Source organism: Novosphingobium umbonatum, from assembly GCF_004005905.1.
In the GTDB taxonomy this organism is placed as follows: Bacteria; Pseudomonadota; Alphaproteobacteria; order Sphingomonadales; family Sphingomonadaceae; genus Novosphingobium; species Novosphingobium umbonatum.
In genome coordinates this window covers 213,963-225,786 of record NZ_SACO01000003.1, presented here as the reverse complement: position 1 = coordinate 225,786, position 11,824 = coordinate 213,963, and the positions used below count along the sequence as shown (strand labels likewise).

At 61.7% G+C, this 11,824-nt stretch carries 12 protein-coding genes; 5 read left to right on the top strand and 7 right to left on the bottom strand.

The genetic code is table 11. The features are described from left to right. The first annotated feature begins 43 nt into the window (after nucleotides 1–43). Nucleotides 44–676, top strand: coding sequence for a hypothetical protein (locus EOE18_RS05545; protein WP_127707052.1), 633 nt, complete (start codon nucleotides 44–46; stop codon nucleotides 674–676). Between the two features lie 38 nt (nucleotides 677–714). After that, nucleotides 715–1,248, top strand: coding sequence for an EF-hand domain-containing protein (locus tag EOE18_RS05540; protein ID WP_127707050.1), 534 nt, complete (start codon nucleotides 715–717; stop codon nucleotides 1,246–1,248). Here the strand turns inward: EOE18_RS05540 and trmFO are convergent. From trmFO to gyrA, 3 genes are read right to left on the bottom strand one after another with little or no spacing between them, the layout of a single operon-like run. Continuing rightward, nucleotides 1,245–2,615, bottom strand: coding sequence for a methylenetetrahydrofolate--tRNA-(uracil(54)-C(5))-methyltransferase (FADH(2)-oxidizing) TrmFO (gene trmFO, locus EOE18_RS05535; protein WP_127707049.1), 1,371 nt, complete (start codon nucleotides 2,613–2,615; stop codon nucleotides 1,245–1,247). The two genes, EOE18_RS05540 and trmFO, sit on opposite strands and share 4 nt — an antisense overlap. 33 nt (nucleotides 2,616–2,648) lie before the next feature. Beyond that, nucleotides 2,649–2,990, bottom strand: coding sequence for a DUF952 domain-containing protein (locus EOE18_RS05530; protein WP_127707047.1), 342 nt, complete (start codon nucleotides 2,988–2,990; stop codon nucleotides 2,649–2,651). Then, nucleotides 2,987–5,659, bottom strand: a complete 2,673-nt coding sequence (gene gyrA / locus EOE18_RS05525; protein WP_127707424.1) for a DNA gyrase subunit A — start codon at nucleotides 5,657–5,659, stop codon at nucleotides 2,987–2,989. The genes EOE18_RS05530 and gyrA overlap by 4 nt, the downstream gene beginning before the upstream one ends. 351 nt (nucleotides 5,660–6,010) lie before the next feature. On the opposite strand from gyrA, the gene EOE18_RS05520 reads away from it, so the two are divergent. Next, on the top strand, nucleotides 6,011–7,267 hold the full coding sequence (locus EOE18_RS05520) for a hypothetical protein (RefSeq protein ID WP_127707045.1): 1,257 nt from the start codon (nucleotides 6,011–6,013) through the stop codon (nucleotides 7,265–7,267). A 69-nt stretch (nucleotides 7,268–7,336) separates the two neighbouring features. On the opposite strand, the gene EOE18_RS05515 is transcribed toward EOE18_RS05520, so the two are convergent. Beyond that, a complete protein-coding gene (locus EOE18_RS05515) occupies nucleotides 7,337–8,008 on the bottom strand; it encodes a carbonic anhydrase (protein ID WP_127707043.1) in 672 nt (223 codons plus the stop codon). A gap of 143 nt (nucleotides 8,009–8,151) precedes the next feature. Between EOE18_RS05515 and lipA the strand changes: the two genes are divergently transcribed. Continuing rightward, the gene (gene lipA, locus EOE18_RS05510; protein ID WP_127707041.1) at nucleotides 8,152–9,099 is read left to right on the top strand and encodes a lipoyl synthase; all 948 of its coding nucleotides are present in this window, start codon (nucleotides 8,152–8,154) and stop codon (nucleotides 9,097–9,099) included. Nucleotides 9,100–9,106: 7 nt separating this feature from the next. After that, a complete protein-coding gene (locus EOE18_RS05505; protein WP_127707039.1) occupies nucleotides 9,107–9,547 on the top strand; it encodes a type II toxin-antitoxin system RatA family toxin in 441 nt (146 codons plus the stop codon). Here the strand turns inward: EOE18_RS05505 and EOE18_RS05500 are convergent. Genes EOE18_RS05500 through EOE18_RS05490 form a run of 3 tightly spaced genes read right to left on the bottom strand, consistent with a single transcriptional unit; the run spans nucleotide 9,544 to nucleotide 11,758 of the window. After that, nucleotides 9,544–10,086: a CinA family protein gene (locus EOE18_RS05500; RefSeq protein ID WP_127707037.1), complete on the bottom strand. Its 543-nt coding sequence runs from the start codon at nucleotides 10,084–10,086 to the stop codon at nucleotides 9,544–9,546. The two genes, EOE18_RS05505 and EOE18_RS05500, sit on opposite strands and share 4 nt — an antisense overlap. Then, the gene (locus EOE18_RS05495; protein WP_127707035.1) at nucleotides 10,083–10,628 is read right to left on the bottom strand and encodes a hypothetical protein; all 546 of its coding nucleotides are present in this window, start codon (nucleotides 10,626–10,628) and stop codon (nucleotides 10,083–10,085) included. Before EOE18_RS05495 ends, EOE18_RS05500 begins: the two co-directional genes overlap by 4 nt. Continuing rightward, nucleotides 10,625–11,758: a bifunctional 2-C-methyl-D-erythritol 4-phosphate cytidylyltransferase/2-C-methyl-D-erythritol 2,4-cyclodiphosphate synthase gene (locus EOE18_RS05490; RefSeq protein WP_164852666.1), complete on the bottom strand. Its 1,134-nt coding sequence runs from the start codon at nucleotides 11,756–11,758 to the stop codon at nucleotides 10,625–10,627. The genes EOE18_RS05495 and EOE18_RS05490 overlap by 4 nt, the downstream gene beginning before the upstream one ends. Between the last annotated feature and the right edge of the window lie 66 nt (nucleotides 11,759–11,824).

The window sequence follows — 11,824 nt, the reverse complement described above, 5'->3', positions numbered from 1 at the left end:
CGCTCCCATTGCGGTGGGGGCGCCCTTTTTCTATGGGGGCATCATGTTAGATGAAACTTTGATCGAAACGCTGCCACCGCTTTGGCGTTTGGCTCTGGCCTATGCTCCCAAGGCTACCAAGGGCCAGTGGTTGACCCTGCTGGCGCTGGATATTCGGCTTGCCGGTGTGGTGCGCGGCGCGCGTGAACCTATTTTGGCGCAGATGCGGCTTGCATGGTGGCGTGATCGGTTGAACGATAAATCCGCAAACTGGCCCAAGGGCGAACCTTTGCTGGCGGCGATGCATTGCTGGAATGATCAGCATGGTGCTTTGGTCGGTCTGGTGGATGGCTGGGAGGCCTTGCTGGGGGAGGCGCCTTTGGCAGCGGAGGCTTTGTTGGCCTTGGCCGACGGGCGTGCTGCGGCCTGCGCCGCACTTTCGTCCCATGCGGAGGCGGAGCGGATGGCGCGGGGCTGGGCCTTGGCCGATCTGGCCGCGCATGTCAGCGATGCGCAGGAACTGGTGCTTCTGGCCGATCAAATGGCCGCGCATGATTGGCAAGCATCGCGCTTGCCCCGCTCGATGCGCCCCTTGGCGGTGTTGCACGGGATCGCTGCGCGTCATCGTGGCGATGTAGCCAAATTGCAGAGTATATCCGTATTTACACTTATTCGCCTTGGCCTCTTCGGGGTTTGAGCTAAGCTACTCTCCATAAATGGAGAGGGTATCGACGCGTGAATCGGACAATTCTGGGCGCAGTGTCGGCTTTAGTGCTGGTGGGAGCAGGTTTCTTCTGGTGGCAGGGGCGAGCGGCTCTGGAGCGCGATGCTCCACCGGTCCAAGTTGCCGCTCCGCCGCCCGCCGATGTTGCGCTGCCCAGTGCCGATCCACATGGGGCAGGGCCAGCCTTGCCCACCGCTGTTACGCGCAAGGTTTCGAAAGATCAGGCGCGGTTCAACCGGTTTGACCGCAACCGCGATGGAACGATTATCCGCAATGAAATGCTGTCCACACGTGTGAAGGCTTTTCAAAAGCTGGACGTAAATCACGATAATCTTTTGAGTTTTGAAGAGTGGGCGGTGAAAACAGCCAATCGCTTCAAGACCATCGACGCCAATGGTGATGGCATCGTCAATGCCGACGAGCTTAAAGCCTATTATGCTGCTCAAGAGGCCAAAAAGGCCGAGCATGCCAAGGCCTGTTCCTGCGGAAAGGCTGGCCCCGCCACCAAAGGCGCAGGCCAGCCCGAACCGGATGAGGAAGATTAAACGCCCAGCCCGGTGGCCGCCAGCCAAGGCGCCAGATCTTCTTTGGCGCGCGAGGTGTAAACCAGCTTGCGATCGGCCTTCTTGATCTTCTTTTCGGTGACGATGGGCGGGAACAGGCCGAAGTTGATGTTCATCGGCTGATAGGTCTCTGCTTCCGCATCGCCGGTAATATGCGCCAGCAAAGCGCCCAAAGCGGTGCTGCGCGGAGGATCGATCCAGTCGCGGCCCGCCAGTTCACAAGCGGTCATCACGCCCGCCAACAAACCCACGCTCGCGCTTTCCACATAGCCCTCGCAGCCGGTGATCTGGCCTGCAAAGCGGATATGGGGGGAAGATTTCAGCCGCAATTGTCGGTCGAGCAGCGTGGGCGAATTGAGGAAAGTGTTGCGATGCAGCCCGCCAAAGCGTGCAAATTCTGCATTTTCCAGGCCGGGGATCATGCGGAACACGCGTTGCTGCTCGGCATATTTCAGTTTGGTCTGGAAACCGACGATGTTCCATAAGGTGCCATGCACATTGTCCTGCCGCAATTGCACCACGGCATAGGGCCAGCGGCCCGTGCGCGGATCATCCAAGCCGACCGGCTTCATCGGGCCAAAGCGCAGAGTATCCTCGCCGCGTTCAGCCATCACTTCGATCGGCATGCAGCCGTCGAAATAGGGCGTGTTGGCTTCCCACTGCTTGAATACGGTTTTCTCACCCGCCAGCAATTCTTCGCGGAAGGCCAGATATTCCGCCTTGTTCATCGGGCAGTTGATATAATCCTTGCCATCGCTGCCCAAGGCGATGCTGGCCTCGGCACCCTTGTCCCAGCGGGCGGCGCGCCATGCCACATCCATATTGATGGATTCGTGATAGACGATGGGCGCAATCGCGTCGAAAAAGGCCAGACTGTCAGCGCCCGTGGCCGCGCCAATGCTTTGCGCCAGACTTTCCGCCGTCAAAGGTCCGGTAGCCACAATGGTCAGGCCCGCTGCGGGCAGGGTATCCACCCTTTCGCGGCATAGGGTCAGATTGTCATGGGACGTCAGCGCGTTCTCAATCTCGCGGCTGAACACATCGCGATCCACCGCCAGAGCTGAACCGGCGGGCACGCGGGCCTTGGCGGCGGCATGCATGATGAGGCTATCCATCTGCCGCATTTCATAATGCAGCAGACCAACCGCATTGGCCGTGTCATCATCGCTGCGCAGCGAATTGGAGCAAACCAGTTCAGCCAGCCCATCGCCCTGATGCGCGGGGCTGCGCTCACCCGCCGCGCCGCCACGCATTTCGGACAGGCGCACCTTGTAACCGCGCCGCGCCAATTGCCATGCGGCTTCCGTTCCGGCGAGGCCGCCGCCGATAATATGTACGTCATGTGTCATGCCAGCGGCCTTAGCCGCGTAGGGCATAGGAGTTCAAGTGCCCGGCAGGATCACCGTGCCATCATCCTCGCGGCTGAGCGGCCCATAGGCAGGCACGGCAGACAAAGGCAGTTCGGCATAGATATGGGGGAACAAGGCGCCGCCGCGCGATTCCTCCCATTTCACCGCATCGCCCAAGGCGTCCAGATCAACAGCAGCTACAAACAGGCTGCTTTGACCTGCGAAATGCTTGTCGATGGTTTCGGCCAACTGCGGCTCTGCGGAAAGGTGGATATAGCCATCGTCCAGATCCACCGGCGCTCCGGCGAAGCTCTGCTCGCGCAGAAACTCCGCCATCTGGTCCTTGGTCAGCACTTTATAGGCGATTTTGCTCATTCGGCCTGACCTTCCGCCACTTCGCCTTCCTCGTCGCCCTCGCTCTCGGCAAGGCGCACGGCGGATACCACCTGTTCGGCGTCAGCCACATTGAACAGGCGAACACCGGCCGAGCCACGACCAATCACGCGCAGGCTAGTCAGCGGCAGGCGGATCAGCTTGGCCTGATCGGTCACCAGCATAAGCTGGTCGGCTTGACTGGCGGGGAAGCTGGCGACAACCTGACCATTGCGGGCAATATTGTCGATATTGGTGATGCCCTGACCACCGCGACCGGTGCGGCGATATTCATAGGCCGAGGACAGCTTGCCATAGCCATTGGCGCAAACGGTCAGGATGAACTGCTCACGCTCGGCCAGTTCGGCCATGCGTTCGGCGGGGGTGGCGGGTTCGCCTTCCTTCTCGCCCTTCCAGGGAGCGAATTTCAGGTAATCCTCGCGTTCCTCGCTGCTGGCGCCCACGCGGTGCAGGATGGAGAGCGAGATTACTTCATCGCCATCCTTCAACAACATACCGCGCACACCTGTCGAGGTACGCGAAGTGAACTCACGCACATCATCGGCGGCAAAGCGGATCGCCTTGCCCTGCTTGCTGGCCAGCAACACATCGTCGCTTTCGCTCAACAATGCCACGCCGATCAGGCGGTCTTCGCTATCCTCGTCAAAGCGCATGGCGAATTTGCCATTACTGGGGATATTGGCGAAGGCATCCATATTGTTACGGCGGACATTGCCCTTGGCGGTGGCGAATACCACCGACAACGCGCCCCATTCCGCTTCATCGGCGGGCAATGGCAGCACGGTGGCAATCGTCTCATCCTTGTCCAGTGCGGGCAGCATGTTGACAATCGGGCGACCGCGCGTGGCAGGGCCACCTTCGGGCAGCTTATAAACCTTCAGGCGATAGACCTTGCCCGCGGTCGAGAAGAACAGCACCGGATTATGGGTGGTGGTGACGAACATGGTCGCCACGGCATCCTCATCCTTGGTGGCCATGCCCGCGCGTCCCTTGCCGCCACGCGCCTGGGCGCGGAAGGTGCTGAGAGGCGTGCGCTTGATATAGCCGTCCATCGTCACGGTCACGACCATGTCGTCGCGCTCGATCAGATCCTCGTCATCAATACCATCGGCGGCGGCGGTGATTTGCGACAGGCGCGGCGTGGCGAAAGCGGCGCGCACTTCCACCAGTTCCTGACGCATCACGCCATACAGCTTTACGCGGTCGGCCAGAATCGAGAGATATTCGGCAATCGCCTTGGCCAGGCCTTCCAATTCATTGCCGATTTCGTCACGGCCCAGCGCGGTCAGGCGATGCAGGCGCAGGTCCAGAATGGCCTTCACCTGAATTTCACTCAGGCGATAGCTGGGCGCGGACACTTCATCGCCGCCTTCCTCAATCGCCTCGACCAAGCGGATATAGGGTGCGATTTCGCCCATCGGCCATTCGCGCGCCAACAAGGCATTGCGGGCAGCGGCCGGGTTGGGCGCGCCACGGATGATGCGCACCACCTCGTCCAGATTGGTGACCGCCACCACTAGACCGAGCAAGATATGCGCACGGTCTCGCGCCTTGTTCAGTTCGAATTTGGTGCGACGGGTGATCACTTCCTCGCGGAAGGCGATGAAGCTGGTGAGGAAATCCTTCAGCCCCAGCACTTCGGGGCGTCCGCCGCGAATGGCCAGCATATTGGCGGGGAAGGAGCTTTGCGCCGGCGTGTTGCGCCAGATCTGGTTAAGCACCACTTCCGGCGTGGCATCGCGCTTCAGGTCGATCACCACGCGCACGCCTTCGCGGTTCGATTCGTCGCGGATGTCCGAAACGCCCTCGATCCGCTTTTCCTTGGCGGCTTCGGCCAGCTTTTCCACCAGCCCGCTCTTGCCCACCTGATAGGGGATCGAGGTCAGCACGATGGAGCGGCGGTCGCCGCGGCCTTCCTCGATCTCGTGGCGGCAACGCATGATGATGCTGCCACGGCCGGTGTTATAGGCATTGCGCGCACCGCCTTGGCCGAGGATCAAAGGCGCCGTCGGGAAATCAGGTCCCGGCACGATCTGCATCAACTCGTCGGTGGTAATCGCCGGATTGTCCATCACGGCAAAGGTCGCGTCGATCACCTCGCCCAGATTATGCGGCGGGATATTGGTGGCCATACCCACGGCAATACCGCCCGCGCCATTGACCAGCAGATTGGGGAAACGCGCAGGCAGGGCCTGAGGCTCATGCTCGCTGCCGTCATAGTTGGGGGTGAAATCGACGGTATTCTTGTCAATATCGGCCAGCAGGCTGTCAGCCACCTTGGCCAGACGCGCTTCGGTATAGCGCATCGAGGCTGGCGGATCGGGGTCCATGCTGCCGAAGTTGCCCTGACCATCGATCAGGGGCAGGCGCATCGACCAGTCCTGCGTCATGCGCGCCAAGGCGTCATAGATCGCGCTGTCGCCGTGCGGGTGATATTTACCCATCGCGTCACCGACGATACGCGCCGATTTGCGATAGGCCTTTTGATGGGTAAATCCGTTTTCGTGACAGGTCCACAGGATGCGGCGATGCACCGGCTTCAACCCGTCGCGCACATCGGGCAGGGCGCGCGCCACGATCACGCTCATCGCGTAATCGAGATAGCTGGTCTTCATTTCGTCGACGATGTCGACTCGCGTGAATTCGCCCATGGGGCCAGAGGGCTGTCCGGCGGGATCGGTAAGGATGATGTCGTCGCTCACGCGGGTTTTTTCTGTCTATATAAAAGGGAAGTAGACCTAGCTCTAGGCGATTGCATCGGGCAAAGCCAGCGTTCCGCGCGGTGAAAGGGTCAGAAATCCGCCTTTTTCCACAAGGCGCTTGTGCCCATCCGGTTCGATCGGGGGCGGTGTCGGTTCAATTCGCATTCATGCGCAGCCCGCCATGCATGTGGACGGTTGCCAAGGTGGAATTTCCTCGCCAAACCACGCGCAATCACCATGATACCCCGTTTCAGGGCACGGGTGCGTGTTGCCTGACGGGCCTAGAGGAGATGTTTTGAAATGACCGCTTTCCGCTCGCGTTTGTCGCGTGTTGCGCTGGCTTCGGCTCTGGCGTTGGGCATTGCCGGGCTTGGCGCGTCGCCGGCCATGGCTGCTGCGCCTGCTCCTGCCTATTCCAAGGCCTTTATCGCCGCCGCTGGCCCGCTGCAGGCTGCGATCGAAAAGGTCAAGAAGGCTCCTTCGCCCGAAGGTCTGGCCGATTTGAAGGCCCAGTTCGAAAAGGTGGCCCCGCTGGCCACTGCACCGGACGACAAGTTCGCCGTTGGCAATTTCGGCATCCAGATCGGCAGCCTTGCCCAGGATAACGCGATCCAGCGCAAGGGCGTGGAATTGATGATCGCCAGCGGCAAGGCCGCTCCCGACATGCTGCCCAAGCTGCACTTCTATGCCGGCAACTTTGCCTATGAAGCCAAGGAATATGCCGCTGCCCGCGCTTCGCTGCAGGCGGCTGTGGCTGCTGGCTATCAGGGCGCCGATCCGCTGGTGCTGCTGGCCGAAACCTATTTCCAGGAAAAGCAGGACAAGGAAGGTCTGCCCGTCCTGATCAAGGCGATTGACGCCGCCGGTGCTTCGGCTCCCGAAGGCTGGTATCGCCGCGCTCTGGGCGCTGCCTATACCATCAATGACTATCCTGCCGCCGTGAGCGTGGCTGCCAAGCTGGTGAAGGGCTATCCCACCAAGCAGAACTGGTCGGCCGCGATTGCCGTTCTGCGCGATCTGGCCCGCCTGCCTTCGCAGGACACGATTGACCTGATGCGTCTGATGGCCCGCACCAACAGCTTTGCCGAAGAACGCGACTATGGCGAATTCGTGCAGGCTGCTGACGCTCGTCGTAACCCCGGTGAAGTCAAGGCTGTGATCGATGCCGGTGTGGCCGCTGGCATGGTGGACGCCAAGAAGACCTTCTATGCCGAAGCCCTGCGCGTGGCCACGCCGCGTATCGCTCCCGACAAGGCCTCGCTGCCCGGTCTGGAAAAGGACGCCCGTATGCCCAACGCTACCGCAGCCACGCTGGCCGGTGCGGGCGACGCCTTCCTGTCCTATGGCGAAGGTGCGAAGGCTGCAGAACTGTACAAACTGGCGCTGACCAAGGCCAATGTGGACAAGCCGGTTGTGCTGACCCGTCTGGGCATCGCGCAGGTGGATGCTGGCGATTATGCCGGTGCGCAGGAAAGCTTTGGCAAGGTCGAAGGCGCTCGTCAGGGCATGGCCATGCTGTGGAGCACGTTCGCTGCGCAGAAGGCTGCTGGCAAGTAAGTCCAGCCTTTCAAGGCTCTAAAAAATGGAAAGGGCGGCCTTGGCGGGCCGCCCTTTCTGTTGGGGTGATCAGTCGGCGGGCTGGAATTGCCCGCTTTCCTCGTCCAGCAAATGCAGAACGCCATCGGAAATGGCAAAAAACGCGCCGCGCAGCTTCAACGTGCCCGCCGCTTCTTTATGCGCCACGCAAGGGAAGCTGCGCAGGTTGGTCAGGCTGACCTTGACGCCTGCATGCTCCATCGCCTTTTCGGCGGGGCGCCCTTCCGTGCCATGTTCGGCCACAACCGCCTCGCGCACAGGGTCGAGCAGCGAGATCCAGTCGGCGACAAAGCCACCTTCACCCGGTTTGCAGCCCTGCAATTCCTGCGACAGGGCCGCCTTGCAACCGCCGCACATGCCATGGCCCAGCACGATAATCTCGCGCACTTTCAGCACTTGCACCGCAAATTCCAGCGCCGCCGATACGCCATGATGGCCCGGTGTCGTTTCGAAAGGCGGCACCAAGGCCGCCACATTGCGCACCACAAAAATCTCGCCCGGATCGACGTCAAAGATCTGGGCCGGATCGACGCGGCTGTCCGAACAGGCAATCACCATCACTTCGGGCTTCTGGCTTTGGCGCAGAGATTCCCAACGTTCGAGGCGAGGATGCCAGCCAGTGTGGCGGAAGCGTCGATAGCCGGCGATCAGCCGGTCGATAGGGGACGCTGCGGGCGAGGGGGAGGTTCCATCAGTATCCATGGCCCGCTCCATGGCCCGTCATCCCCGCCTTGGCAAGAGGGTGAAAAGGGTGGGTCAGCCAAAGGCGCTGTCACCAAAAACTGTAGCCAAAAGGCAAAGATTGCACTGGAAAGGGGGGCAACATCGGCCTATCTGCAGGCGCCATGAACGACCTTTCTCCCCAGACATCGCCTGAGTCTCCCAAGCCAGAACGCCAGCGCAAGCCGGACTGGATCCGCGTGAAGGCTCCCGTCAGCCGCGAATATGGCAATACGCGCGATTTGATGCGCGGGCTTGGCCTGAACACGGTGTGCGAAGAGGCCGCTTGCCCCAACATTGGCGAGTGCTGGACCAAGAAACACGCCACGGTGATGATTCTGGGCGACGTTTGCACCCGCGCCTGTGCCTTCTGCAACGTCAAGACCGGCATGCCGCGCAAGGTGGACCCGCTGGAACCGGCCCATGTGGCCGAGGCTGCGGCCAAGCTGGGGCTGGAACATATCGTTATCACCTCGGTGGACCGCGACGATTTGCCCGATGGTGGCGCGGGCCAGTTCGTGAAGGTGATCAACGAGTTGCGCAAGAATACGCCCAACACCACGATCGAAATCCTGACGCCCGATTTCCGCAACAAGATGCGCCCCGCGATCGAGGCTATCGTCGCCGCAGGGCCGGATGTGTATAACCACAATCTGGAAACCGTGCCCCGTCTCTATCCCACCATTCGCCCCGGCGCGCGCTATTATGCCTCGCTGCGCCTGCTGGAAGAGGTGAAGGCACATAACCCGCTGATCTTTACCAAGAGCGGCGTCATGCTGGGCTTGGGCGAGCAGCGTTTGGAAGTGCATCAGGTGATGGATGATATGCGCAGCGCGCAGATCGATTTCCTGACCATGGGTCAATATCTGCGCCCCACGCCCAAGCATGCCGAGGTCAAGGAATTCGTCACGCCGGACGCGTTTGCTGCCTATGGTGCTATCGCTCGTGCAAAGGGCTTCCTGCAGGTGGCGGCCAGCCCGCTGACCCGTTCGTCCTATCACGCGGGCGAGGATTTCGCGCAAATGCGGGCCGCGCGTGAAGCGCAACTGGCCAAGGCCGCAGCCAAGGCCTGATCCCGTTATGCCCTCGATCCACGAAGTGCGCCGCCTGCCTTTCACGGCCGAGCAGATGTTTGACCTTGTTGCCGATGTTGGCCGCTATGGCGAGTTTTTGCCATGGGTGGTGGCCACACGCGTCAAAAGCAATGACGGCCATGAAATGGTGGCCGACATGCTGGTGGGCTTTAAAATGCTGCGGGAAAAGTTCACCAGCCGCGTGATGATGCAAAGGCCGGGCAAGCTGGTGGTGCATTATGTCGACGGGCCGATGCGCGACCTCGACAATTGCTGGCAATTTCGTGATGTGGAAGGTGGTTGCGAGCTGGACTTCGCAGTCAGCTTCACCTTCCGCAACCCGATGTTTGAAAAGCTGGCGGGGCAGTATTTCGACCGCGCCTTCCGTAAGATGGTGGCGGCTTTTGAGGAAAGAGCCGCCGAGCTTTACGGGACAAAAGCGGCTTAGAACTCCACCTCGCAGCCGCCTTCACCCTCCAGCGTGGCGCCGGGACGCAGCAGCTCCAGCGCCACTTTCACCGCATCGGCGCGGATTTCGCCACGGCCCGTGGGCGGGAAGTTGCGCTCTTCGGCGACGACTTCATCGCTGTTGCGCTCGGCCTTGGCGAACACCACCAAACCGACCGGCTTCAACGCGGTGCCGCCATCGGGGCCAGCAATGCCGCTGATCGCCACCGCCACATCGGCGTTGGAATTTTTCAGCGCGCCTTGCGCCATGGCCCATGCGCAGGCGCAGGACACCGCGCCAAAAGTGTCGATAATATCGCCCGAAACGCCCAGCATCTTCTGCTTGGCCTCGTTGGAATAGGTGACAAAACCACATTCCACGACCGCAGAGGAACCAGGCACCTCGGTCAGTGCGGCCGACACCAGCCCGCCGGTGCAGCTTTCGGCCAGCACCACCTTGCGGCCCAGCGCCAGATTTTCCGCAATGACTTGCGCCGCCAGATCATAGATTTCGGCGGGGAAGAAGATCGACTGGGTCATGGGCAAATCGCAATCTTTCCGATCCGGATACGTCCGGCGTTACGCTCCCCCAATTGCGCGCCAAGACCGGCGACCATGCTGATCGCCTCGGCCATGGCCAAAGGGGGAAGGGGGGAGAGGAGGGCAACCGAACGGTTGAGCGTGGCACAACGTTCGGCAGGAAATTTTTCGGCCACAACGCCCGATACCATGGCGTCCACCATCTGCTGTTGCAGGGCATCGGGCAGATAGGTGATCACGGCGGAGGCTTGCGAGGAACCAACCGCGACCAGATTGGCCAAAGCCGGTTTGGCCTTGGGCCACAGGGTGGGTTTGGCCGCCTTGAAGCCTTCGATATAGGCCGCGCCCTTTGGGCTGCGCAGGAATGCATCCTCGCCCAGCTTGTTCTGACAAGTCTTGCGCGCACCTTCCAGCGCGGCGGGCAGCCCATAGGCCACAATGGCCGCCGCATCGGCTGATGCCAGACAGGGCGCTTCCGCCGCCTGCGCCACAGCGGGCAGCAGCGTAATCGTTGCCATCAACAGGCGCGCAAAATGCTTCACAGGCGCACCAAAGTGGCAGCCGCTTGGGCAGCAATGCCTTCGCCGCGACCGGTAAAGCCCAGCTTTTCCGTGGTGGTCGCCTTCACGCTGACCAGACCGAGATCCACGCCCATGACTTCCGCCAGACGCGCACGCATGGCTTCGCGGTGCGGGCCGATCTTGGGCGCTTCGCAAATGATGGTCACATCCACATGGCCGATGCCATAGCCCGCCTCCGCCGCCAGTTTCACCGCATGGGCAAGGAAACGGTCGGACGAGGCCCCGCGCCATTGCGGATCGCTGGGCGGGAAATGCTGGCCAATGTCGCCGCGCGCGCAGGCGCCCAGAATGGCATCCACCAGCGCATGAATGGCCACATCGGCATCGGAATGGCCCGAAAGCCCCTGATGATGCTCGATTTTAACGCCGCAGAGCCACAGCTCCTCGCCATCTTCCAGACGGTGGACGTCATAGCCCGTGCCCATCCGCACCAGGGGCAGGGCGGGGGCAAAATCGCTGGCATAGGTCAACTTGTGCAAAGCCTCGTCTCCATCCACCAGCGCTACGGTCAGCCCATGGGCCTGCGCCACTTGCGCGTCATCGCCTGCCAGTGTGGCGCCAGTCCAAGCGCGATGCGCGGCCAGAATATCGGCATAGCGGAAAGCCTGCGGGGTTTGCACGCGGCGCAGAGCCTCGCGCTTGGCCGGCGCGCCCATGACCGCGCCCTCGGCATGGCACAGGCTGTCCACCACGGGCAGCACAGGGATTGCACCCGCCTCCAGCGCCAGCGCGGCCACCAGTCGCTCGATCACCGCCAAAGGCAGGATAGGGCGTGCGGCATCATGGATCAGCACCAGTTCCGGCGCATCACTGACCAAGGCTTCCAGCCCCGCCCGCACCGAATCCTGCCGCGTTTCGCCGCCGGTAACAAAGCCCACACCATCAAGGCCGGTAAGGCAGGTGGCGGCGATTTCCTCTGCACCTTGGGGTATCACCACCAGAACCGGCGCGACGCCCGCCGCCAGCAAAGCCTCGACCGAATGACGCACAACCGGCTTACCACGCCAGTTAGCGAATTGTTTTGGCAGGGGTTGGCCCGCGCGCAAGCCTTGGCCCGCCGCAACCACCAGCGCGGCGACTTTGGACGTCATAGGGGGATTCGCTTGCGGCTCCATCGCTCGCGCCGGTAATCCCTTGCCGCGCGCCGTGCAATCCTT

Bases quoted from the DNA above. Each gene is read 5' to 3' on its own strand.
- EOE18_RS05505 (WP_127707039.1), top strand. From the start codon at position 9,107: ATGCCCTCGATCCACGAAGTGCGCCGCCTGCCTTTCACGGCCGAGCAG.
- EOE18_RS05490 (WP_164852666.1), bottom strand. From the start codon at position 11,758: ATGACGTCCAAAGTCGCCGCGCTGGTGGTTGCGGCGGGCCAAGGCTTG.
- gyrA (WP_127707424.1), bottom strand. From the start codon at position 5,659: ATGGGCGAATTCACGCGAGTCGACATCGTCGACGAAATGAAGACCAGC.
- EOE18_RS05500 (WP_127707037.1), bottom strand. From the start codon at position 10,086: ATGACCCAGTCGATCTTCTTCCCCGCCGAAATCTATGATCTGGCGGCG.
- EOE18_RS05515 (WP_127707043.1), bottom strand. From the start codon at position 8,008: ATGGATACTGATGGAACCTCCCCCTCGCCCGCAGCGTCCCCTATCGAC.
- EOE18_RS05520 (WP_127707045.1), top strand. From the start codon at position 6,011: ATGACCGCTTTCCGCTCGCGTTTGTCGCGTGTTGCGCTGGCTTCGGCT.
- EOE18_RS05545 (WP_127707052.1), top strand. From the start codon at position 44: ATGTTAGATGAAACTTTGATCGAAACGCTGCCACCGCTTTGGCGTTTG.
- lipA (WP_127707041.1), top strand. From the start codon at position 8,152: ATGAACGACCTTTCTCCCCAGACATCGCCTGAGTCTCCCAAGCCAGAA.
- EOE18_RS05530 (WP_127707047.1), bottom strand. From the start codon at position 2,990: ATGAGCAAAATCGCCTATAAAGTGCTGACCAAGGACCAGATGGCGGAG.
- trmFO (WP_127707049.1), bottom strand. From the start codon at position 2,615: ATGACACATGACGTACATATTATCGGCGGCGGCCTCGCCGGAACGGAA.